The sequence below is a fragment of the Flavobacterium fluviatile genome, assembly GCF_010645065.1.
Classification (GTDB): Bacteria; Bacteroidota; Bacteroidia; order Flavobacteriales; family Flavobacteriaceae; genus Flavobacterium; species Flavobacterium fluviatile.
In genome coordinates this window covers 34,979-57,249 of the sequence record NZ_JAADZW010000003.1, presented here as the reverse complement: position 1 = coordinate 57,249, position 22,271 = coordinate 34,979, and the positions used below count along the sequence as shown (strand labels likewise).

At 34.7% G+C, this 22,271-nt stretch carries 20 protein-coding genes and 1 tRNA gene; 13 read left to right on the top strand and 8 right to left on the bottom strand.

The window, feature by feature from the left end; all coding sequences use genetic code 11:
* Positions 1-37: 37 nt before the first annotated feature.
* Positions 38-2,338: a family 20 glycosylhydrolase gene (locus tag GXM17_RS06045; RefSeq protein ID WP_163398400.1), complete on the bottom strand. Its 2,301-nt coding sequence runs from the start codon at positions 2,336-2,338 to the stop codon at positions 38-40.
* Positions 2,339-2,515: 177 nt separating this feature from the next.
* Between GXM17_RS06045 and GXM17_RS06040 the strand changes: the two genes are divergently transcribed.
* On the top strand, positions 2,516-3,289 hold the full coding sequence (locus GXM17_RS06040) for a DeoR/GlpR family DNA-binding transcription regulator (RefSeq protein ID WP_163398399.1): 774 nt from the start codon (positions 2,516-2,518) through the stop codon (positions 3,287-3,289).
* Here GXM17_RS06040 and GXM17_RS06035 read toward each other — a convergent pair.
* The 4 genes from GXM17_RS06035 to GXM17_RS06020 are packed head-to-tail and all read right to left on the bottom strand — an operon-like array spanning position 3,286 to position 7,322.
* Positions 3,286-4,356 (bottom strand): dipeptidase, encoded by a 1,071-nt coding sequence (locus tag GXM17_RS06035; RefSeq protein ID WP_163398398.1) that lies wholly within the window; start codon positions 4,354-4,356, stop codon positions 3,286-3,288. The two genes, GXM17_RS06040 and GXM17_RS06035, sit on opposite strands and share 4 nt — an antisense overlap.
* 18 nt (positions 4,357-4,374) lie before the next feature.
* The gene (locus GXM17_RS06030; protein WP_163398397.1) at positions 4,375-5,490 is read right to left on the bottom strand and encodes a D-TA family PLP-dependent enzyme; all 1,116 of its coding nucleotides are present in this window, start codon (positions 5,488-5,490) and stop codon (positions 4,375-4,377) included.
* A gap of 40 nt (positions 5,491-5,530) precedes the next feature.
* Complete coding sequence (locus GXM17_RS06025; RefSeq protein ID WP_163398396.1) at positions 5,531-5,998, bottom strand: RidA family protein; 468 nt, start codon at positions 5,996-5,998, stop codon at positions 5,531-5,533.
* A 4-nt stretch (positions 5,999-6,002) separates the two neighbouring features.
* Entirely contained in the window at positions 6,003-7,322 is a 1,320-nt protein-coding gene (locus tag GXM17_RS06020; protein WP_163398395.1) for a GntP family permease, read from the bottom strand.
* 169 nt (positions 7,323-7,491) lie between these two features.
* Here GXM17_RS06020 and GXM17_RS06015 point away from each other — a divergent pair, with 169 nt between their 5' ends.
* Positions 7,492-8,259 (top strand): amidohydrolase, encoded by a 768-nt coding sequence (locus tag GXM17_RS06015; RefSeq protein ID WP_163398394.1) that lies wholly within the window; start codon positions 7,492-7,494, stop codon positions 8,257-8,259.
* On the opposite strand, the gene GXM17_RS06010 is transcribed toward GXM17_RS06015, so the two are convergent.
* Positions 8,256-9,947 (bottom strand): Ig-like domain-containing domain, encoded by a 1,692-nt coding sequence (locus GXM17_RS06010; RefSeq protein WP_163398393.1) that lies wholly within the window; start codon positions 9,945-9,947, stop codon positions 8,256-8,258. The two genes, GXM17_RS06015 and GXM17_RS06010, sit on opposite strands and share 4 nt — an antisense overlap.
* Before the next feature lie 182 nt (positions 9,948-10,129).
* Between GXM17_RS06010 and GXM17_RS06005 the strand changes: the two genes are divergently transcribed.
* The 4 genes from GXM17_RS06005 (at position 10,130) to GXM17_RS05990 (ending at position 14,088) form a co-directional block, all read left to right on the top strand.
* Positions 10,130-11,134 carry a hypothetical protein gene (locus tag GXM17_RS06005; RefSeq protein WP_163398392.1) on the top strand — a complete coding sequence of 335 codons (1,005 nt, stop codon included), beginning with the start codon at positions 10,130-10,132 and terminating at the stop codon, positions 11,132-11,134.
* A complete protein-coding gene (locus GXM17_RS06000) occupies positions 11,094-13,451 on the top strand; it encodes a hypothetical protein (protein ID WP_163398391.1) in 2,358 nt (785 codons plus the stop codon). Before GXM17_RS06005 ends, GXM17_RS06000 begins: the two co-directional genes overlap by 41 nt.
* 22 nt (positions 13,452-13,473) lie before the next feature.
* Positions 13,474-13,878: a methylmalonyl-CoA epimerase gene (mce, locus tag GXM17_RS05995; protein ID WP_163398390.1), complete on the top strand. Its 405-nt coding sequence runs from the start codon at positions 13,474-13,476 to the stop codon at positions 13,876-13,878.
* Positions 13,879-14,014: 136 nt separating this feature from the next.
* Positions 14,015-14,088, top strand: a tRNA-Ile gene (locus GXM17_RS05990).
* A 149-nt stretch (positions 14,089-14,237) separates the two neighbouring features.
* Here the strand turns inward: GXM17_RS05990 and GXM17_RS05985 are convergent.
* Together GXM17_RS05985 and GXM17_RS05980 are read right to left on the bottom strand one after the other, a co-directional pair.
* Positions 14,238-14,450 (bottom strand): hypothetical protein, encoded by a 213-nt coding sequence (locus tag GXM17_RS05985; protein ID WP_163398389.1) that lies wholly within the window; start codon positions 14,448-14,450, stop codon positions 14,238-14,240.
* 71 nt (positions 14,451-14,521) lie between these two features.
* The gene (locus tag GXM17_RS05980; RefSeq protein ID WP_163398388.1) at positions 14,522-15,112 is read right to left on the bottom strand and encodes a riboflavin synthase; all 591 of its coding nucleotides are present in this window, start codon (positions 15,110-15,112) and stop codon (positions 14,522-14,524) included.
* 57 nt (positions 15,113-15,169) lie between these two features.
* Here GXM17_RS05980 and pdxA point away from each other — a divergent pair, with 57 nt between their 5' ends.
* The 7 genes from pdxA to GXM17_RS05945 all read left to right on the top strand — a co-directional run bounded on the left by pdxA (position 15,170) and on the right by GXM17_RS05945 (position 22,151).
* Positions 15,170-16,219, top strand: a complete 1,050-nt coding sequence (gene pdxA / locus GXM17_RS05975; protein ID WP_163398387.1) for a 4-hydroxythreonine-4-phosphate dehydrogenase PdxA — start codon at positions 15,170-15,172, stop codon at positions 16,217-16,219.
* 106 nt (positions 16,220-16,325) lie between these two features.
* A complete protein-coding gene (locus GXM17_RS05970) occupies positions 16,326-16,868 on the top strand; it encodes a YceD family protein (protein ID WP_163398386.1) in 543 nt (180 codons plus the stop codon).
* Positions 16,869-16,877: 9 nt separating this feature from the next.
* Complete coding sequence (gene rpmF, locus GXM17_RS05965; RefSeq protein WP_163398385.1) at positions 16,878-17,072, top strand: 50S ribosomal protein L32; 195 nt, start codon at positions 16,878-16,880, stop codon at positions 17,070-17,072.
* 172 nt (positions 17,073-17,244) lie between these two features.
* Positions 17,245-18,243, top strand: coding sequence for a beta-ketoacyl-ACP synthase III (locus tag GXM17_RS05960; protein ID WP_163398384.1), 999 nt, complete (start codon positions 17,245-17,247; stop codon positions 18,241-18,243).
* 23 nt (positions 18,244-18,266) lie between these two features.
* Positions 18,267-18,755 (top strand): acetyl-CoA carboxylase biotin carboxyl carrier protein, encoded by a 489-nt coding sequence (gene accB, locus GXM17_RS05955; RefSeq protein WP_163398383.1) that lies wholly within the window; start codon positions 18,267-18,269, stop codon positions 18,753-18,755.
* Between the two features lie 92 nt (positions 18,756-18,847).
* On the top strand, positions 18,848-20,194 hold the full coding sequence (gene accC / locus GXM17_RS05950; RefSeq protein WP_163398382.1) for an acetyl-CoA carboxylase biotin carboxylase subunit: 1,347 nt from the start codon (positions 18,848-18,850) through the stop codon (positions 20,192-20,194).
* A gap of 124 nt (positions 20,195-20,318) precedes the next feature.
* Positions 20,319-22,151 carry a cytochrome-c peroxidase gene (locus GXM17_RS05945; RefSeq protein ID WP_163398381.1) on the top strand — a complete coding sequence of 611 codons (1,833 nt, stop codon included), beginning with the start codon at positions 20,319-20,321 and terminating at the stop codon, positions 22,149-22,151.
* The last annotated feature ends 120 nt before the right edge of the window (positions 22,152-22,271 follow it).

Genomic DNA, 22,271 nt, shown 5'->3' with positions numbered 1-22,271 from the left:
AAAAATGCATTCATTAATTTGAATGCATTTTTTGTTTCTATTCGTAATACAATTGCGAAGCACTAATTTCCTGTTTTTCTTTTCCTTCCTGCTGTATAAAACAGCTTAATGTAGTTCCTCCAACCTGATCAAAATAACTGATGTTGATTTTATGGAAACCTTTCTCGAGACGGATAGCTCCGTAGGCTTCATTGAGCCAATGAATACCATCGTTGTTTACAATCAATTCATCATCTATAATAAGCTTCGATCCGTCATCAGAAAGAGTTGAAAAGGAATAATTTCCGGTTTCCGGAATAAAGATGTATCCGCCAAATTTTAAACCAATATAGCGCTCTAATTTAGTTTTCCATTTTTCAGCACTGATTTTGCCTCCAAAGATTCCTGAATTAACAGGTCTTGAAAGTTCTAAATCTTGAACTTGAGAAAAATTTCCCGTAAAATACTCATACTTCAAACCATTCTTTTGAGGTTGAATTGTCAAAGCAGGTTTCAAATCTGGATTTCGAACGATAATTTTATTGATGGAACTTCTTCTTCCGCCTGAATTAATCTGAACTGTTTTTATAATTCGGTATTCTCCTTTCGGAATATTTATAGTGACAGGTTTTGTGTAAATTACAGCAGTTTCATCAGGATTGTAACCGTCAATGGTGTAGAAAATTTGCCCGTTTTTGATAGTGGGTTTTAAATCTAAAACATATTTTGATGCAATCAATGCCGTTTCATTCGAACCAAAAGGCGCGGGAACTTTATATAGTCTTTTTTGCGAGTCTAATTTTTCTAAATGATGTGGCATTCTATCCAAAATAAAAGTATTATAATCTTTATTCTGAGGTTCCGTCCAGGCAATTTCTGCCAGGGCGAATATTCTCGGATACAGCATATAATTCAGTTTTGCAGGACTGGTTAGATATTCAGACCAAAGATTTGCCTGAACACCGATGATGTATTTTTGTTCTTCAACCGTTAAGCTGTCCACCGGAGTAGGGTTGTAGTTATAGACTTTTTCCAGAGTACTCAGTCTTCCAACTGTAAGCGGTTCTTCAGGAGAATATCCCTGATTATAGTCAAAATAAACAGTTCCTTCCGGAGTCATCACGACCGGATGTTTTAGTTTTGCAGCATTTATTCCACCGGATTCTCCTCTCCATGACATTACAGCTGCGTTGGGAGCCAATCCGCCTTCGAGAATTTCATCCCAGCCAAAAATCTGTCTTCCATTTGCATTTAGGAATTTTTCAATTCTTTTGATGAAATAACTCTGCAATTCGTGCTCGTCATTCAAACTTAAATCTTTAATTTTCTTTTGACAATTCGGACAAACTTTCCATCTTGCTTTCGGACATTCATCTCCTCCGATATGGATATATTTGCCCGGAAATAAACTCATCACTTCGGTTAAAACATCTTCCAGAAAAGTAAAAGTTTCTTCTTTTCCTGCACAAAATACATCTTCAAAAACACCCCAGAATTCTGCCACTTTATATTTACGATCCGGAAAACAGGCTAAATTAGGATAAGCTGTTAGTGCTGCAGTCGCATGACCGGGCATTTCGATTTCGGGAATGATATTGACATAATGTGCTTCTGCAAATTGTACAACATCCCTGATTTCTTCCTGAGTATAAAAACCACCATACGGATTTCCATCAAAAAAATAGGGAAATCTTTCAAATTTATTGCCCACTAAAGTCTGTGCTCTTTTCGATCCGACTTCGGTCAGTTTTGGATATTTTTTGATCTCAATTCTCCAGCCCTGATCGTCGGTTAAATGCCAGTGAAAGTTATTTAATTTATAACTGGACATCTGTGTAATAAAATCTTTTATAACATTAATCGAAAAAAAGTGACGGCAAACATCAAGGTGAAGTCCGCGGTAGCCGTATCTGGGCTGGTCTTCAATGGTTACACAAGGTAATTTTATCTCTTTTGCTGATGGTTTGTTGGGCAGCATTTGCAATAAACTCTGAACAGCATAAAATAATCCTTCCTCACTTCCGGTAACGGTTATCTTTTTTGAAGTAATATTGATTTTATATGCTTCTTTTTTTAAAGATGCAGATGGGTTTTTGGTAATGAACAAAACTTCAATATTGCTTTTTTTATTTGGTGTATTCGAATTTACAGCAGCTTGAAAAATGGAAGCTGTTTTTTGTTCTTTGGTGCTGTATGTATTGTTTTCGAAAATAACTTTTATCTGACCGTTCAACCGAATACTGTCTCCTGTTGCTTTATAAAAATTAGGTGCAGGAATAATTGTATTGTTGTTGGAGAAATTCTGTGCGTTTCCCAAAGAATACAAAAAAACTAAAATGAATAAAAGACTTTTGTTCATAGGGCGTTATATTTTTTAATTTATTTAAAATCTAATTTGCAAAAAAAATGCAGATTCTGTTTTGTCAGATGTCTTTAAAATTAAGCGTTTCTTAAAGATAATCATTTGTTTCAGAATTTGATTCGCAATATTATTGCAGTTATTGTTTACATTTGCTTTTATTAAAAACGATTCGAAATGAATGATAATGAATTAGTAAATCTTACTAAGGAAGAACGTAAAAATCATATTTTAAAAGAGATTAACCTCCACACGCGTGTGAGTTTTGAAACACTTTCAAACAAACTTTCTGTTTCAGAGGATACTATCAGACGCGATATTAATGAACTTGAATCAGAATCGTTGTTGATTAAAGTGAAAGGTGGCGCGATGACTAATGCGTACCATCATTCTTCGTCTAATGCTACTTATGCCGGAGAAGCAAAACAGGTTATTGCACAAAAAACAGTTGGTTTACTTCATGATGGTATGGTTTTATTGATTGGAGGCGGAACTACAATACGTGAATTTATCCGATTGATTCCAAAGGACATGAATCTTACTATTTTTACAGTTACCGTTTTATCGGCCGTTGAACTTTTGGATAAGCCTAATGTCAAAACTATCATGATCGGGGGCAGCATTTCGTCCTACAGTCAAATGTGTGTCAGCGGCGATGTGTATAATCAGCTGGCCAATATTAAGGCTGATTTATTAATATTAGGAACCAATGCTTTAGATATCGAAGGCGGCTTCTCAGATTCTGACTGGGAAACGGTCCAGGTAAAAAAAGCAATGATTCAGGCTTCTGAAAAAACAGCCATTCTTACTATTTCTGAAAAACTGGACACTGTTCTAAAAATGAAAATTGCCAACTTATCCGAAGTGAATTATGTGGTGACTGAAGTAGGTTCCGATCACGAAAAACTAAAATCGTATAAGAAGGCAGTTCCAGGCCTGGTTTTTATCTAATCCCAGTTTTTCATTAAAAAATCAATCCAGTTTTGGTGAAAGATTTTGTTTAAATCTGCATCAGAATAACCATTATTTTTAAATATAAGAACGAGTTTTTGCAAGTCGGCAATTGTATCTAAATCATAAGGGCACTGCTCAGTTCCAAAAGCACCATCAAGGTCAGAACCTATTCCGATATGATTTGTATTTCCGGCCAGCTGACAAATGTGATCCATATGGTTGAAAACAGTTTCCAGATTGCAGTTTGTGGCTTTTGGCGTCGAAACACCGCGTTCCCAATCCGGAACCAGCATCCAGGCATCTAAAGCGCCTCCAATAACAGCTCCTCGGGAAATTAAAGCCTGAATCATTTCGTCGCTGTATTGGCGATTATGATTCACCAGACTTCTGCAATTATTATGGCTTGCCCAAACAGGTCCGTGATAATGGTCCAGTGCCTGCCAAAAAGCATCATCGCATAAATGTGTTGCATCGAGAATTATATTCAAACGTTCCATTTCTTTTAATAAATCAAGACCATTTTGATTCATTTTTCCGGTTGCATCAGTTCCGTTTGCGTAACGTCCTGGACCATAATGCGCGGGACCAATGGCTCGTAATCCATAATTATATGCTTTTTCTAAATATGAAATATCTATAATGGAATCAGCACCTTCTAAACTCAGGATGTACCCAATCGGTTTTTTATCATTGGGAGTTCCGTCATTCCATATTTCAATTTGTTTTTGGAGTGATTTTTTATCTGTTATCTGAGTTATTTCACCCGCTTCCTCCATGGCTTTGTACCATGCCAGCTGGCCTTGTGTTTGTGCCCAGGCTTGTTCAGGTGAATTCCATCCCGGAATACTACTGTCCGGTTTTACAAAGCGTGCGATTTGAGTGGCTACAACAATTCCGATATTGCCTTTACGCAAGTCAGGAAATGAAACCGTTGCACGTTCACGATCAGGTTTGTCGGTCATTCCTTTTTCTAAGTGACGCAGAGCTGGAACATGATTTCTTAAATCCCGGTTCCATTCCATTGCATTCATGCTGAGATCTAAGTGAGCATCTATTATAAACATACAGTAAGGCTTAAACTTTTAAATATTAATTTTTCTGGTTCGGGCTTTAACCAGCCATTGATCGTAAATTTGATGTTTCTTGTTCACTACCTCAACCGAATCATAAAGCGCACAAGTTGGGCAAACGTGGTAGGGAAGGGAGTAAACTGTATCCCCAATTTTATAGTCTTTTTCTCCTCGGTTTTCTACAATTAAATGTTCTTCTGAATGTGAAACCGGAATTAAATTTTCATCATTTAAAATAACTACTCTTTTATCGACAGGATTTTCAGAAGAAACCGCTTTGTATCCAATATCAACACAAAATGTTGAATCTGTAGGTTTTGAAATAATAGTTCCCACAATAACCAATGCAGGTCTGAAGTCTTGCTCCGGTAAATTAATCTTGTAATTCGAATCCCAGAAAACAAAAGTTCCCGGACTGCATTCTACATTTTCCTGAGTAGCATAATACGGAAATGAGTTGGAACCTCCGGCAACAATTTTTAATTCATAATTTAATTTTTGCTGTAGTTTTTCGAGCTCTTTTTTAATACTTGAAAATGAATTTGAAGCCGTTGATTTTCGTTCTTCAATAGTGCCTTTCAAATGACCGTCATAAATATGAATGCCTTCAAAATGAAGATTTTTTAACGAAATAATTTCATTTGCCAAATCCGGCCACTGGTCTGAAATCGAAATTCCGGTTCTGTTCATTCCGGTATTTAAATCCAGATAAATATTCAGGGTAAGTTTAATTCTCTGAGCAATTTCATTTAAGGCTTTCGCCGAATCTAAATTATCAGCTATAGTCGAAAAATGGATGCCCGGATATTTTTGAAGCAGCGAAATCCATCTTTCCTTTTTTGCACCAACCGGCTGATAGGCCAGAAGAATATCCGGAATTTCATGTATCGCAGCAAGTTCAGCTTCTGCAATTGTGGCACATTTCACCTTCTTTATGTTGTAGATTTTAAACAGCTCCAGAATTTCGCCAATTTTATGCGTTTTGATATGTGGTCTTAATTTTTGGGTGTCACCGTTTACTGCCCCAATCAACCGCTCCAGATTGAACCGGATACGGTCTTCGTAAACGGCCAAAAATGGGGTATCAATGAGGGTTTCGGGATTTATTTCCCACCAGTTTTCTTTCATAGATTCTTTTTAGTTTCTGAATTTTATTAAAGCAAAATGTTTAATGCAATTCAAAAATAGCTTCGACTTCAACCGGAATATTATCAGGTAATGAACCCATTCCAACAGCACTTCTTACACCAATTCCGTTTTCCTGTCCCCAGATTTCTGCGAATAATTCGCTGCAGCCATTAATAACATAAGGATGCCTTAAGAAATCAGAACTGCAATTGACCATCCCTAAGACTTTTATGACTCTTTTTATTTTGTCTAAACTTCCAAAGTTGGTTACAATTGTTGAAAGCATTGTTAGACCAACTTGTCTTGCGGCTAATTTTCCCTCTTCAATATCCATATCATCACCGATTCTTCCAATAATTAAGGATTTGTCATCGCGAACCGGACCGTGACCTGAAAGATACAGATATTTTCCGTCAACCAGATAGGGTTTGTAAATACCAAGTGGCTGTGGAGCAGGAGGTAATGATAAACCTAATGATTCAAATTTTTCTTGTGGTAATAAATTCATGCTGTTAATGTATAATTGAGTTTAAAATAAAAACGAAAATGATTCCCAGAACAGAAACTAATGATTCCATTACGGTCCATGATTTAAAAGTGTCTTTCATGCTGATATTAAAATATTCCTTAAACATCCAAAAACCCGGATCGTTTACGTGAGAGCACATCAGACTTCCGGCACCTACAGATAAAACTAACAGGTTGGGGTCAAGGTTATTAGTTTGTAATAAAGGTAATAAAACACTGGCTGTCATTAATCCGGCTGCCGTTGCTGATCCAACGCAAATGCGAATAATAGCGGCCATTATCCAGGCCAATAAATAAGGGTGTAGATTGATTTGAGTTAAAGCTGCAACGATGGTTTCATTTACACCACTTACAATCATAACTTCTTTTAAACTTCCGGCACCGCCAATAATAAGAATAATCAATGCGACATCCTTTATGGCTGTTGCATAATCGTCCATTACAGATTGCAGACTCCGGTTCATTCTAATTCCTAAAGTGTAGGTGCAGATGAATAAGGAAATTAACATTATGATGCTGGGATCGCCAATTGTTTTACAAATATTTACCAGAGTTTTATTCTCTGAAATTAATGGTAATAATGAAGTGAGTGTTAAGCCGAATACGGGAAATAAAGCAGAGAATAAACTGGTTGAAAAATCAGGCACCTTACCAGTTGTTGAAACTTCTTCTACATTTAATATTCCGTTGTCAGATTCGGTTTTGATGTTTTTAAGCAGGTTCGAAAATAATAATCCTGCTATAAAAATGGTGGGAACAGCAATTATGATTCCATAAATCAGGACAAGTCCAATATCAGCATTCAGAATACTGCTTAAAGCCATTGGCGACGGATGCGGAGGCAGAAATCCATGTGCTACAGAAAGTGAAGCAAGCATCGGAATTCCCAAATATACTTTTGATAATTTGAACTGATGTGCAACTGAAAAGATTAAGGGAACCAATAATACAAATCCAACACTGTAGAAAAGCGGAATGCCGACTATAAATCCGGTGATCATTAAACCAAGCCGAACGTACTTTTTGCCTGTCCATTGCATAACGGTCTTAGCAATAATATTTGCGGCACCAGATGAAACCGTGAGTTTTCCAATACAGGTTCCAAAAACGATTATTAAGGTAATTGAACCCAGCATTTCACCTAATCCTTTTTGAACGGTTTGTGAAAGGGAATTTATTGGGATTCCTAAAAAGAAACCTGCGAGAAGAGCCGTTATAATAAATGCTACAAAAGCATTAATTTTAAACCACGCTATCTGAATGATTAAAAAAGAAATGCAGAGTATAAGGATTATGATGCTCATTTGGTTGGTTTTGGAAAGTATTGGAAATTCAAATATATAAATTATTTTAAGCTAACGCATTTTTTTTGCAAAAAAATGCGTTTTTTTTGCAAATTACCTTTTTCAATGATTTTAATCAGGATTAATTAATAATCCCACATCTTTTTTAACTTTATATAAAATTATAAAAATGAAAATTGCAGTTATTCAGTCGGATCTTTATTGGGAAGATGCTTTTAAAAACAGAATTCAGTTTCAGAATAAAATTAATCAGATCGATTCAAATGTTGATTTGGTAGTACTGCCTGAAATGTTTTCGACAGGATTTACTATGAATGCTCAACAAGTTGCTGAAACGATGCAGGGAGAAACTGTCCTTTGGATGCAGGCTTTGGCTAAAAATAAAAATTGTGCTGTTGCGGGAAGTCTGATTATTACAGAAAATAATAAATTTTATAACCGTTTTCTGTTTGTGTTTCCGTCGGGAGAGATTCAGTTTTATGACAAAAGGCATTTATTTACACTGGCAGGAGAAGATAAAATCTATACTTCAGGAAGCAAAAAACAAATTGTTGAATATTTAGGATGGAAAATATGCCTGCAGGTTTGTTATGATTTGCGTTTTCCTGTATTTGTCCGGAATGTCGAAAATTATGATCTGATTTTATATGTTGCCAACTGGCCAAAAGTCCGAATAAATGCGTGGGATATCCTGCTCAAAGCCCGTTCGGTAGAGAACCTTAGTTATACAATTGGGTTAAACAGGATAGGTGTGGATGCAAATAATCATCACTATAACGGACATTCGCAGGTGGTTGATTTTCTTGGAAATCCAATTTTAGAACCACAGGAAATTGAAGGCGTTTTTTTAGTTGAATTAGATAAAAACAGCATGTTGGAAACCCGAAAAAAAATGGATTTCCTAAGCGATAAAGATGTGTTTGAAATTCAGGATTAAAAAGCAGTTTTTTTTCTCTTTTTTTCCGCATTTAACTTTGCCTGTTCGTTCTTTTTTGCCAGTTCAGGACTATAAGGTATACTTAGATCGATAGATTCGACTTTATCCCAGTTTGCATGTAGGTCGATTTCTTCCTGATAATAAAAAACTTCTTCGGCATATCTTTTTTCTAAATAGTTACCGGAGTCATACATCTTATTTTTATTGTCATCATAAATTATCCTGACAGAATATACACTAGGTTCTAAAAGCAGAAAATCAAATTTTGTCTGAGATTCAGAATATTCACTGGCCAGTACAATATCTCCTTTTTTATTGGTTAATTCAACGATAACAGGGAAACGCTTTACGTTTTGTAAATTTAGTGTCAGGTTGCCGTATTCTTCTATTTCACGCGTATTGAGTTTGTAGGATAAAGTATCATTTGATTTATCATTAAGATCGGTTAAAGCACCCGGCAAAAATGTAAAATTGTATTTTTCTGAAGGCTCTTTTTTAAAATCGATATATAGTTTCTGCTCGAACTCATCATATTCCATTGTGTAAGGGACGGCCGTAGAATCTTTATTAACTAATTGTATTTTTGATTTATCAAATTTAATAAGTGGTGTTGCCGTTTCAAGTGTAAACCTGTCCCGGAAATGAATAATGCCATTTTGCGCAGCAGTAATGTTTAGACTGTCTTTTTTCTGGTTTTTTATTTTAAAATTAAAGGTCTTATTGTAAGTATCTTTGCTGACTTCCATTGATAATGAATCTGCTTTTACAGGCTTATACCAAATTTGCAGTGAATCTTTTTTTGGAAATTGAGTTATAATAGTTTCAAGAACTTCATCTCCATTTTTAAGGACGATTTTTGGTTTTGTATCTTTAAAATTCTGTTTCCCTTCATAAGGAAGTAACAAGCGGTTTCCAGATGCCTGAATTGGTTTGAAAGTTTTCAAAGGAAGTCGTTCCTTAAATAATTCTAATTCAAAAATAGTATCATTTGGAATCGTTACAGGTTGTTTCAAAAACCCAATTTTGTCATCTTTAGGATTGAATTTATTATTGCTTCCTTTATCCTTTAAAGCTACCAAAAGATATTTTCCCGCTTTTAGATTCTCTAATCGGAAAGTAGTTAAACTGTCTAAAGTGTTGGTTACATAACGGGGGTTTTCCTTGTAAATAACAGAATCCTTAAATTTATCATTTATTTCATACAGCATAACAGTTACAAAATTGTCTGCTGTTTTGTCATAAGAATCTTTAATCTTTCCGTTTAAGGCAAGAGAATCAATATAAGTACCTGTAGAAAAAACATATTTGAACTGATTATACGGATTCCCTTCGTTATTATCAGCAATACTTTGTCCGAAATTAAGACTGTAAGTCGTGTTGGGCTGTAAAGTGTCTAAAATTTTTATATTAATAAATTTACTTGCATTGGAAGGCGTAATAATTGGCGGAGTTTTCATTGGAGGTGAAATAATCAGCTGCTTATTGGTGTTTTTAAGTTTGACATATTCATCGAATGTCAGAATGATTTCATCTGCCTTAAAATTGGTGCTGAAGTTTTCAGGTGAACTTGACCTTAAAACGGGTGCAAGAGTGTCTTTTAAACCTCCGGTTATGCTGCCGCGCTTTGCGCAACTCATCATTAAAAATACCAATAAAAAAGTAAAATATTTTAAGTTGTTTTTCAACATAACGATTTGTCATTTAATTGCACAAAATAACAATTATATTTGCTTTAATTGAAATTTTTTATCGTTTTATTGGGTTTTGGGTTTTTGAATAAAGTTGTCTTTAAATTTAATAAAAGTTATCCTCGCAAGTTTACAAACGGGATATAATTTCTTACATTTGGCTTCAATTTAATTTACAGGTTTTGAAGAAAATTTTCTTTTTAGTATTACTTTCACTTTTCTTGATTTCGTGTCATGATACTACCAAGCCGAATGTTTCTTTTTATTATTGGAAAACCATTTTTAAGTTGTCTGAAACGGAAAAAGAAACTCTTCTTGAGAATAATGTCCGTAAAATATATATCCGTTATTTCGATATTGATTTACATCCAAAAGATACATATCCTATTCCTTTATCACCGATTCATTTTAAGGAAACAATGAGTGATTTTGAAGTTGTTCCCGTGGTGTATATCAAAAACAAAGTGATGCTGAAACCAAATCTTGATATTGAAGATTTGGTTCAAAAAACGTTTGTTTTAGTATACGAGATCAATTCTAAAAATAAAATTAGTTGTAAAGAAATTCAGATTGACTGCGACTGGACACTCTCAAGCAAAGACAATTATCTGAAATTTATTGAGTTGTTTAAAAAGCTTTCGCAAAAGAAAATTTCAGGTACGATACGGCTGCATCAGATTAAATATTTCAAAAAAACCAAAATACCAAACGTAGATTCAGGTGTTTTGATGTATTATAACATGGGCAATATCGCCCCGGATTCGCTGAATTCTGTTTATGATAAGAAAGTTGCTGACCGTTATCTGAAAAGTTTAAAAAAATATCCGCTGCATCTTGATTTTGCTTTGCCGGTTTATTCCTGGGCAGTTCATATTAGAAATCAAAGAGTAGTCGGATTGCGTTCAAAGCTTACTGTAAATGAACTTAAAGAGGATGAAAATTTCGAGCAGACCAGTCCTGTTTTTTTTAAAGTAAAACAGGCTAATTATAAAAACGGCATATTTTATGAAGAAAACGATGTATTAAAAGTTGAGGCCATTTCATCAGAAGATTTAATCGAAATGGCTGAAGATCTGAATGAAAATAGCCATCAAAAACCAAAAGAAATTATTTTTTACGACTTAGACGAATTCAATATAAAAAACCATGAAAAGAATATTTTTAAGCAAGTTGTTTCTTGTTTCTAGTGCTTCCTTATTATTTGTGTATGGAATTATTTATGCCTGTGCAGGCGGAGACGACTGGGATTTTTTTGGCTATAATTCAAATTTTACACCGGAGACCTTTGCAGATAAATCCTATTCACCGCTTTTTTTATCAGGCGATGTATTTTATGGAATCGGTTTTGACACTGAACATAATTCACGCTTCAATGAAAACATCAAATCAGATTGGGTTTCTTATCTCAAAGGAAGTGTAGATGCTGCAACTGTGAATTATTTTTTAATTGGAGATGATAAGCCGCGATATTATTCAGATGAAAAAAGCACAATAAAAAATAAAGAAGAGGTTACACAACTTCATGTGTATTATAAAAATAAAAAAGAGAATGCTGCTTCTGCAAAATGGGGCAAAAAAATGAGCCTTAAAGATAGTAAGGTAAAAAGCTTTATTGAATTTTTGTATTTGGCACAAAAAATTGAAACCGTATCGATTGGAGAAGATTATTGGAGTTATGATCCGGTTGTGGCGAAAACATTTGATGATGCAAAAATGATTCAGTCCATAGAAAATGTTTACAATACGACTTCAGATCCGTTTTTGAAAAACAGATACTGGTTTCTGACCATGAAGGCGCGTTTTTACAGCAATGACAAGCAAAAGGCAATTTTATTTTTTAATAAAACAGAAAATTCGGTTCCTAAAAATACGCTGTATTATCGTGCATTGTCGTATGTGGCAGGAATCCATTACAAACAGAAAAAATATGCGCTTTCTAACTATTTGTATGCCCAGGTTTTTGATAAATGCCCGGAACTGAGAATTGTGACTGCTTATAGTTTTCATCCAAAAAATGATGCCGACTGGAATAAATCACTGGCAATGGCAAAAAATAATAAGGAGAAAGCGGCTCTTTGGGCAATACACGGTTATTATAAAGACGAAAAACAAGCTATTGAAAAAATCTACGAATTAGATCCTAAAAGTGAACATCTGAATTATCTGGCGACAAGACTGGTAAATAAACAGGAACAGGCTATCAATAATTCTTTTCAGCAGAATGCCGGAGAAAATTTACCAATAAAAAAACAGACTGTAGCAGAAAATAAAACTGAAAATCAGTCTAAAATTGATAAAACAGCTTTTGCTTTAGTCGAAAAAATTGCAGCAGCAGGAAATACAGACAGGCCTTATTTATGGGATTTGTGTCTGGGATATTTACAGACTTTAAAAGGCGATTATACAAATGCAGACAAAAGTTTTGACAAGGCAGTAAAAACATTGCCAAAAACTGAATTAGCAGGAATGCAGCTGCGTCTGCTTCGGTTTGTAAATAATCTGAGCAAAATAGATAAACTCACCGATAAAAACGAAAAAACAATTTTAGCCGATCTGAACTGGCTGTATAATGAACTGCCAAAAACTTATAAAGGGCAGGAGTTTCGCTATCAAAATGCCTCTTCATGGAGCAGAAGCTATTTGTCTGCACTTTACAAAGGAAAATCGGATCCGGTGATGGCTGAGATATTTGGTGAGTCTCGTTACAGCTATTGGAACGAAGGGAACTCTTTTTATGATAATGAAAAAAATCTGTTGGATATAAAAGCTTTTCTGTCTAAACCGAATAAAACCGAAATTGAAAAAATTGGTGTCGGAATTTATAGTCTGAAGTTAAAAGACATCAATAATTTTCAGGCTGTTCAGGCTACCTTCCAAAATAAAATTTCAGAAGCCATCGGATTTATGCAACAGACAGATTCTGTTCAGTATCAAACCTTTTTGGGGAATCCGTTCAACGGAAACATAAAGGACTGTCATGACTGCGATCACGCTGCGTATCAAAAAAAGAAATACAGTTATCTCGATTTTTTAAATACAATAAAAACAATGCAGGAGAAACTGGCTCAAAAAGAGGATGTTTATACCAATAGTTTACTGCTTGGAAATGCATTTTACAACATTACACATTTTGGAAACGGACGGACTTTTTATGAAATTTCGATTGTAGGTTATGGGTCAAGTCCATATTCTTTCAGGAATTCGATGAAAGAAATGATAACCAATTGTGATGTGTCAAAAATGTATTACCAAAAAGCATTTGAAGCAGCCATAACCAAAGAGCAAAAAGCAAAATCTATTTATTTAATGTCAAAATGTGAGCGAAATGAGTATTACAATAATAAGTATAATAAAGTCAACAGCTGGTGGGAAATTCAGGATGACAAAATTAATTTTATTGCCTGGAACGGATTTAAAATTTTGAAAAACGATTATTCGGACACAAAATATTATCAGGATGTAATTGCAGAATGTGGTTATTTTAATACTTATGTAAATCAATAAATTGTATTTGAATGTATAAATTATGGTAAATAAAATTGAACATATTGGAATTGCAGTAAAAAATATAGATGACGCCAATATTTTGTTTCAAAAACTTCTAGGCGTTCCGCCATATAAAATGGAAACGGTAGAGACAGAAAGTGTGGTGACTTCATTTTTTCAGACGGGAACCAATAAAATTGAACTTTTAATGGCAACAAATCCTGAGAGTCCAATTGCAAAGTTTCTGAAGAAAAAAGGGGAAGGAATCCATCATATCGCTTTTGATGTGGAGGATATAGAAGCAGAAGTTGCCCGATTAAGAAAAGAGGGTTTTATCCTGATAAATGAGAAACCAAAGCCCGGAGCCGACAATAAAATGGTTATTTTTTTACATCCTAAAAGCACAAACGGGGTTTTAGTTGAGCTATGTCAGGAAATAAAGTGATTTTAATGTTTTAATAATTACCTGATAATCAATTTAATTTTTAATAAGAATTGTTAATATTGAAATTAAGTACAAATGAGAGTATAAAATATTTGGAACGAATAAAAAATAGTAGTAATATTGCAAACTCTTAACCGGTCCTATAGCTCAGCTGGTTAGAGCACCTGACTCATAATCAGGTGGTCCCTGGTTCGAGCCCAGGTGGGACCACTTTAAAAAAAAGCTTCATAATATTTTTATGAAGCTTTTTTTGTATCATAGTCTTTTTTTAATAAAAAGCAATATATTTGCAACGGACTTTGTGAAAGAACCACGCTTTGTTAAAAGTCTGTAAATCAAATTTAAGATAAACTAAGATTTTAAACTGTTTCGTTTTTTATGAAAATGATAAATAAAACTATAATGTTTTTGATGGCGTTTTGTGTGGTTAATGTTTTTGCTGCAGATCCGCCACCGCCAGCATCAACTGCAAAAGCAATGGCGCCAGGTCCTCCGGAACCACCTGCGCCAATAGATGGTGTTGGTTTGCTAATACTGGTATTGGCAGCAATCTTATTAGGTACATATGTCATATACAAACATAAATTAAAAACAAAAGCTTCAGTGTAAAACTGAAGCTTTTGCTTTGTAAAAAAGTTTTGTTTTATTGTTTGATGGAATAAAGTCTGGAAATATATTTTCCAACAACATCAAACTCTAAATTTATTTTAGTGCCAACTTTAAAATTTTTGAAGTTAGTGTTTTCAAAAGTATAAGGTATTATAGAAACACTAAATTCGTTTGTCTTAGAATTTACTACTGTCAGGCTGACTCCGTTTACTGTTATTGAACCTTTTTCGATAGTAATATTGTTTAGGTTTTTGTCGTATTCAAAAGTGTAATTCCAGCTTCCGTTAGCCTCTTCAATTTTTATGCAGGTTCCGGTTTGATCTACATGTCCCTGTACAATATGCCCGTCAAGGCGGTCGCCGAGTTTCATTCCTCTTTCTAAATTAACAATGTCTCCGGCTTTCCAGTCTCCAATATTGGTTTTTAAGACAGTTTCCTCGATTGCAGTTACGGTATAAAAAGTATCTTTTATAGCAACAACAGTAAGGCAGATTCCATTATGGGACACACTTTGGTCAATTTTTAATTCGTTTGTGATGGATGAATCAATTGTTATGTGAAGATTATTTTTGTCTTTTTGTATTTCGTAAACCCTTCCTAAGGTTTCTATAATTCCTGTGAACATTGTTGGTTTTATTTACTAAATTTGCACATCAAAATTAGTAATAAATAATTGGAGCTCATGAATAAAAAAGCAGAAAATATAATAGTTGGAATTTCGATTGGAGATTTAAACGGTATTGGAAGCGAAGTTATATTGAAAACATTCGAAGATTCCCGTATGTTGGAATTATGTACGCCGGTTATTTTTGCAAATGCCAAAATACTTTCTTTTGTTAAGAAAAGCTTCACTTCTACAGTTCAGTTTCATGGTATTGACAAGTTAGATCAGGTTTTGCCCGGTAAAGTGAACGTTTTTAATCTATGGAGAGAAAGTGTTGAAATAAATTTAGGTACAAACGATGAGAAAATAGGTGAGTACGCTATAAAATCATTTGTGGCCGTTACAAAAGCATTAAAAGAAGGAGAGATTGATGTTTTGGTAACAGCTCCTATAAATAAATACAATATTCAGTCGGAAAATTTTAAATTTCCGGGGCATACCGATTATCTCGGTCAGGAACTGGAAGGGAATGCATTGATGATGATGGTTCATGATGATTTGAGAGTTGGTTTGTTGACAGACCATGTTCCTCTGAATGAAGTTTCTTCTCATTTAACAGAAGAATTAATTACAAGAAAAATCGAAACGATCAAAAAATCATTAATCCAGGATTTTAGTATTGTAAGGCCTAAAATTGCAGTGCTAAGCCTGAATCCTCATGCCGGTGATGGAGGTGTGATAGGAAAAGAAGATGATTTGGTGTTAAAACCTGCATTAAAAAAAATATTCGATGCCGGAACTTTGGTTTTTGGACCTTTTCCGGCAGATGGTTTTTTTGGAAGCGGCCAGCATGAAAAATATGACGCTGTTGTAGCAACTTATCACGACCAGGGATTGATTCCTTTTAAAACATTATCATTTGGAAAAGGAGTTAATTATTCGGCAGGACTAAACAGGATCAGAACCTCGCCGGATCATGGTACTGCTTATGATATTGCAGGAAAGGATATGGCAGATCATAATTCATTTAAACAGGCTGTATATCTTGCAATTGATATTTTTCGTTCACGCAATCAGTATGAGGAGATTAGTGCAAAACCACTTAAAATAAAAGAAAAACAGTTATAAACAAAAAAAGGTGAATAAGATTATTAGTTTTATAATAATTTTATATCTTTGCACCCCAATTCAGGTATCTGAGTTTTAGAGCCTAATTGCAAAAATTGATGTTGAAATGAGCAAAACAAAAGAATTTTTAATTCCTTTCGTGGGGTTAAAGCTAGGAAAACACCATTTTGAATATCAAATAAATAAGAAGTTCTTTGAGGACTTTGATTATAATGAGTTTCAAAATTCGGATATCAAAGTCAGTTTAGTTTTAGATAAGAAAAGCAATATGCTGGAATTGGATTTCAAGCATAAAGGAACAGTAAATGTGCCGTGTGACTTAACTAGTGAAGATTTTGATTTGCCTGTAAAAGGAAAGATGAAACTCATCGTTCGTTTTGGAGAAGAATTTAACAATGATAATGAAGAGCTGCTGATCCTGCCTCATGGCGAATTTGAAATAGATGTAGCACAATACATTTATGAAATGATTGCATTGTCAGTTCCGCAAAAAAGAATTCACCCGGGGGTAAAAGACGGAACTTTGCAGACAGAAGCGCTGACCAAACTAAATGAGTTAAAAGTCAAAGAACAAAAGAAAGAGAGTAAACAAGAAGAAGATATTGACCCGCGTTGGGAAAAATTAAAAAAACTATTAACGGATAAATAATATAGTAAAATGGCACATCCTAAGAGAAAGACCTCGAAAACAAGAAGAGATAAAAGAAGAACACATTATAAAGCTACTGTAGCTCAAATCGCTACATGTCCTGTTACAGGTGAAGCGCATTTATACCACAGAGCTTACTGGCATGAAGGTAAAATGTATTACAGAGGGCAAGTTGTTATCGATAAATCTGAAGCGGTTGCTTAATACGTTTTTGTAAATGATATTGGAACTCTCACTATGTGAGAGTTTTTTTTGTTGGATACAACTTTCTTTTTTAAAGAAATTTACGACAATACGTTTAGAAATTTTTTTGTAATTTTCACGTCTTTTAAAAATTTTTCGAATAGAAATATTTGAAAGGAAATAATAGAATATAATGAATACAATCACAGCCGCAATTACCGCTGTTGGAGGATACGTTCCTGACTTTGTACTTTCTAACAAAGTACTAGAAACAATGGTTGATACCAATGATGAATGGATTACTACCCGTACCGGAATAAAAGAAAGAAGAATCCTTAAAGATGCTGATAAAGGTACTTCCTATCTTGCTATAAAAGCAGCACAAGATTTAATAGCAAAAGCCAATATTGATCCGCTGGAAATTGATATGGTAATAATGGCAACAGCTACACCAGATATGATGGTGGCTGCTACAGGTGTACATGTTGCTACAGAAATTGGTGCCACAAATGCATTTGCCTACGATTTACAAGCGGCCTGTTCCAGTTTTTTATACGGAATGTCTACTGCGGCAGCTTATGTACAATCCGGACGTTACAAAAAAGTATTATTAATTGGTGCCGATAAAATGTCATCTATTGTAGATTATACAGACAGATCTACCTGTATTATTTTTGGTGATGGAGCCGGAGCGGTTTTATTTGAACCGAATTATGAAGGTTTGGGTTTGCAGGATGAATACTTACGAAGCGATGGTGTAGGACGCGATTTTCTCAAAATTCCTGCAGGAGGTTCTTTGATTCCTGCTTCTGAAGAAACCATTAAAAACAGACAGCATAATATTATGCAGGACGGTAAAACAGTATTTAAATATGCTGTTACCAATATGGCTGATGCAAGTGAATTAATTTTGCAAAGAAACAGTTTGACAAAAGAAGATGTGAACTGGTTAGTGCCACATCAGGCAAACAGACGTATTATTGACGCTACTGCCGGCAGATTAGATCTTGAAGATTCTAAAGTACTTGTAAATATCGAAAGATATGGTAATACAACTTCAGGAACATTGCCATTAGTGCTTGCTGACTTTGAACACAAGTTCAAAAAAGGAGATAATGTTATTTTTGCCGCTTTCGGAGGTGGATTCACATGGGGATCTATTTACCTGAAATGGGCTTACGATAAGAAATAAACTAAAACTAAAAACGAATCATTATGGATTTAAAAGAAATTCAAAACCTAATCAAATTTGTAGCAAATTCGGGTGTTGCAGAGGTAAAGTTAGAAATGGATGATGTGAAAATCACTATCAGAACAACTTTAGAGACAAATTCAACTGAGGCTACTTATGTACAGCAATTACCAGCTCAGGCTACATTGGCACAGGCAGTTGCTCCTCAACAAACTGCACCGGTAGTTGTAAACGTGAATAGTGAAGCGGCTGCTCCTGCTGAAAATTCTAAATTCATTACTATAAAATCTCCAATTATTGGAACATTCTACAGAAAACCTTCTCCGGATAAACCAGTTTTCACTGAAGTAGGAAGTACAATCGCAAAAGGTGATGTTCTTTGTGTAATTGAAGCAATGAAATTATTCAACGAAATTGAATCAGAAGTTTCTGGTAAAATTGTGAAAATTCTTGTTGACGATATGTCTCCGGTAGAATTTGACCAGCCTTTATTTTTAGTAGATCCATCTTAATTAATTATAAATTATGAATTATAAATTATGAATTGATATTTAATCAATCATAATTTCAAAACTCATAACTCATAACTCATAACTCAGAATAGATGTTTAAAAAAATATTAATTGCGAATAGAGGAGAAATTGCATTACGTGTAATTCGTACATGCAAGGAAATGGGAATCAAGACTGTAGCGGTTTATTCTACAGCCGATGCGGAAAGCTTACATGTTAAGTTCGCAGACGAAGCGGTTTGTATTGGTCCTCCTCCAAGTAACTTATCGTATTTAAAAATGTCAAATATTATTGCTGCTGCAGAAATTACAAATGCAGACGCAATACATCCGGGATACGGTTTTCTTTCTGAGAATGCTAAATTCTCAAAAATCTGTCAGGAACACGGAATCAAATTTATTGGTGCAGCTCCTGAAATGATCGACCGGATGGGAGATAAAGCTTCAGCTAAAGCTACAATGAAAGCAGCAGGAGTACCATGCGTGCCAGGTTCAGACGGATTATTAGAATCTTTCGAACACGCACAAAAAGTAGCTAAAGAAATTGGTTACCCGGTTATGATGAAAGCTACTGCCGGTGGTGGCGGAAAAGGAATGCGTGCCATCTGGAAAGAAGAGGAACTTTTAAAAGCCTGGGAAAGTGCCCGTCAGGAAGCTGCTGCAGCTTTTGGAAATGACGGAATGTACATGGAGAAACTTATCGAAGAACCACGTCACATCGAAATTCAGGTTGTTGGGGATTCTTACGGAAAAGCATGTCACCTTTCAGAAAGAGATTGCTCTGTCCAGCGTCGTCATCAAAAATTGACTGAAGAAACACCTTCACCTTTCATGACAGATGAATTGCGTACAAGAATGGGAGAAGCGGCTGTAAAGGCGGCTGAATTCATCAAATACGAAGGAGCCGGTACTGTAGAGTTTTTAGTGGATAAACACAGAAATTTCTACTTCATGGAGATGAATACCCGTATCCAGGTAGAACACCCAATCACTGAACAGGTAATTGATTATGATTTGATCCGTGAGCAGATTATGGTGGCTGCCGGAATTCCGATTTCTGGTAAAAATTATTTGCCGGAATTACACGCTATCGAATGTCGTATTAATGCCGAAGATCCTTTTAATGATTTTCGTCCTTCACCAGGAAAAATTACTACACTTCATATGCCTGGGGGTCACGGTGTTCGTTTAGATACTCACGTATATTCAGGTTACAGTATTCCTCCAAACTACGATTCGATGATTGCAAAGTTAATTACAACTGCGCAGTCCCGCGAAGAAGCTATCAGCAAAATGAGAAGAGCTCTGGACGAATTCGTAATCGAAGGTGTGAAAACAACAATACCTTTCCACAGACAACTAATGGATGATCCAAAATACATTGCAGGAGATTATACAACTGCTTTCATGGACACTTTCAAAATGAATAGTCCGGAATAATAACTAGAACCTCATTGAAAAATGAGGTTTTTTTATGCTCTGATTTAACTAAAAAATGTCGATTATTTAATCCGGATTTAAAGTTAGGACAGCCGGAAGCAAATACTTTTGCAGACAAAAAAACATGAAATCTTTTTTGTTCCTCGGTATTGCCCTTTTTACAGGTTTTGTAATAATGTCTTTTAATCCCGGAGATAATGAATATATAGCTACAAATGCGATAGTGAATCACGGATTAAAAACATTCAGAGATAAACTGAATGTTTTAAAATCTGACGTCCGTCTTTTTCAACAGCATAAGATTTCAAATGAAGATTTACAGGAATCCTTAAAAAACACCAGAAACTCATACAAGGAAATAGAGTTTTATATTGCTTATCATTATCCGGAATTTTCCAAAACGCATCTTAATGCTGCACCATTATTTCATATAGAAGGTACAGGTACTGCCTCCAATACTTTGCCTCCGGAAGGATTGCAGGTTCTGGATGAACTTATTTTTTCAGATGATGCCGATAAGCAACAAGACAAGATTGTTGAAATAACAGACTTTCTTTGTAATAGCTATAATAGTTTTTACCTGAGTGCTTTAAAAAACGGCTTTTCAGAAGAAAACAATAAAACACTGCCATTGCGTATAGAGCTTATTAGAATTTATACCATGGGTGTTACAGGATTTGACACACCCGGATCGCTGAATGTTTTTGAAGAATCTATACATGCTCTTAGAGGGATTGATAACTACATTAAGAAAGACGATTATTTTAAAAAATTTGATACCAAAAAAGCCGAAAACTTATTGGCAGGCAGTATTGATTATCTTTCAAAAAATACCAATTTTGATGCTTTTGACCGAATAGAATTTTATAAAACCCATCTTCAGCCCTTATATGAAGAGTTAGGGAAATGGGATAATTCTCCGGATGATTTAAAAGAAGTTTCAGGCTGGAACATCAATAACAAAAATTTTTTCAATGACGATTTCCTTGACCCTTATTTTTACACGCTATTAAAACCATCTGAAGATAATGCTGAATTGAGATCTTTAGGAAAAGAAATCTTCTATGATCAAAGTTTAAGCAATGATGCAAAAATGAGCTGTGCGTCCTGCCATTTACCTGAAAATGCTTTTACTGATTTAAAGCCTAAATCTTTAAGCAATGTAGAGGGGAAAACTGTTTTAAGAAATTCTCCTTCACTATATAATGCTGTTTTCGCCAAAAGATTCTTTTATGATATGCGTGCTTATTATCTGGAGCAGCAGGCAGAGCATGTAATTTATAATGAACAGGAATTTAATACGAGTTATGAAAGTATCATCAAAAAACTAAAAACAAATTCTAAATATAAAAAAGGATTCAAAAAAGCATTTAAAAATGGGGAAATAAGCAAACAGAATTTTTCTAAGGCTTTAAGTTCTTATGTAGCTTCTCTCTATTCTTTCAACAGTGATTTCGATAAATTTATGAGAAACGAAAAAGAAATTTCTGAAGATGCAAAAAAGGGTTTTAATCTTTTTATGGGAAAAGCTGCCTGTGCAACCTGTCATTTTGCGCCACATTTTTCAGGATTGGTTCCTCCATTTTATAACGAAAATGAATCTGAAGTTTTAGGGGTAACGAAAAATCCATTGCAAATAGTGCCTTTTGAAATAGATGATGATAAAGGAAGAATAAACAGTAATGTAAAAAAAGAGCAATCCTGGATTTATGAGAACTCGTTTAAAACAATGACTGTTAGAAATGCTGCGCTGACAAAACCGTATTTTCATAATGGAGCTTTTACAACTTTAGAAGAAGTAATAATTTTTTACAACGAAGGCGGTGGACAAGGAATAGGCCTGGAAGTCAAAAACCAGACACTGTCTCCTGATAAGCTTAATTTGGATGAAAAGGAAATAAAACAGCTTGTAGCTTTTATTAATTCTTTGACAGATGTAAGCAAAGCTCAATATTAACCGAATCTTAATCGGTTAACATTAAATTTAAGATTTGCTAATTTGTAAACTCATTATTTAAATTACGCTTAATATAAAGTACGCAACAGAAAAATAACTTCGCATTGTATAACAAAAAGA

Excerpts from the sequence above, each read along its gene's own strand:
- GXM17_RS06045 (WP_163398400.1), bottom strand. The coding sequence starts at position 2,338 with ATGAACAAAAGTCTTTTATTCATTTTAGTTTTTTTGTATTCTTTGGGA.
- GXM17_RS06040 (WP_163398399.1), top strand. The coding sequence starts at position 2,516 with ATGAATGATAATGAATTAGTAAATCTTACTAAGGAAGAACGTAAAAAT.
- GXM17_RS06035 (WP_163398398.1), bottom strand. The coding sequence starts at position 4,356 with ATGTTTATAATAGATGCTCACTTAGATCTCAGCATGAATGCAATGGAA.
- GXM17_RS06030 (WP_163398397.1), bottom strand. The coding sequence starts at position 5,490 with ATGAAAGAAAACTGGTGGGAAATAAATCCCGAAACCCTCATTGATACC.
- GXM17_RS06025 (WP_163398396.1), bottom strand. The coding sequence starts at position 5,998 with ATGAATTTATTACCACAAGAAAAATTTGAATCATTAGGTTTATCATTA.
- GXM17_RS06020 (WP_163398395.1), bottom strand. The coding sequence starts at position 7,322 with ATGAGCATCATAATCCTTATACTCTGCATTTCTTTTTTAATCATTCAG.
- GXM17_RS06015 (WP_163398394.1), top strand. The coding sequence starts at position 7,492 with ATGAAAATTGCAGTTATTCAGTCGGATCTTTATTGGGAAGATGCTTTT.
- GXM17_RS06010 (WP_163398393.1), bottom strand. The coding sequence starts at position 9,947 with ATGTTGAAAAACAACTTAAAATATTTTACTTTTTTATTGGTATTTTTA.
- GXM17_RS06000 (WP_163398391.1), top strand. The coding sequence starts at position 11,094 with ATGAAAAGAATATTTTTAAGCAAGTTGTTTCTTGTTTCTAGTGCTTCC.
- mce (WP_163398390.1), top strand. The coding sequence starts at position 13,474 with ATGGTAAATAAAATTGAACATATTGGAATTGCAGTAAAAAATATAGAT.
- GXM17_RS05985 (WP_163398389.1), bottom strand. The coding sequence starts at position 14,450 with ATGACATATGTACCTAATAAGATTGCTGCCAATACCAGTATTAGCAAA.
- GXM17_RS05980 (WP_163398388.1), bottom strand. The coding sequence starts at position 15,112 with ATGTTCACAGGAATTATAGAAACCTTAGGAAGGGTTTACGAAATACAA.
- pdxA (WP_163398387.1), top strand. The coding sequence starts at position 15,170 with ATGAATAAAAAAGCAGAAAATATAATAGTTGGAATTTCGATTGGAGAT.
- GXM17_RS05970 (WP_163398386.1), top strand. The coding sequence starts at position 16,326 with ATGAGCAAAACAAAAGAATTTTTAATTCCTTTCGTGGGGTTAAAGCTA.
- rpmF (WP_163398385.1), top strand. The coding sequence starts at position 16,878 with ATGGCACATCCTAAGAGAAAGACCTCGAAAACAAGAAGAGATAAAAGA.
- GXM17_RS05960 (WP_163398384.1), top strand. The coding sequence starts at position 17,245 with ATGAATACAATCACAGCCGCAATTACCGCTGTTGGAGGATACGTTCCT.
- accB (WP_163398383.1), top strand. The coding sequence starts at position 18,267 with ATGGATTTAAAAGAAATTCAAAACCTAATCAAATTTGTAGCAAATTCG.
- accC (WP_163398382.1), top strand. The coding sequence starts at position 18,848 with ATGTTTAAAAAAATATTAATTGCGAATAGAGGAGAAATTGCATTACGT.
- GXM17_RS05945 (WP_163398381.1), top strand. The coding sequence starts at position 20,319 with ATGAAATCTTTTTTGTTCCTCGGTATTGCCCTTTTTACAGGTTTTGTA.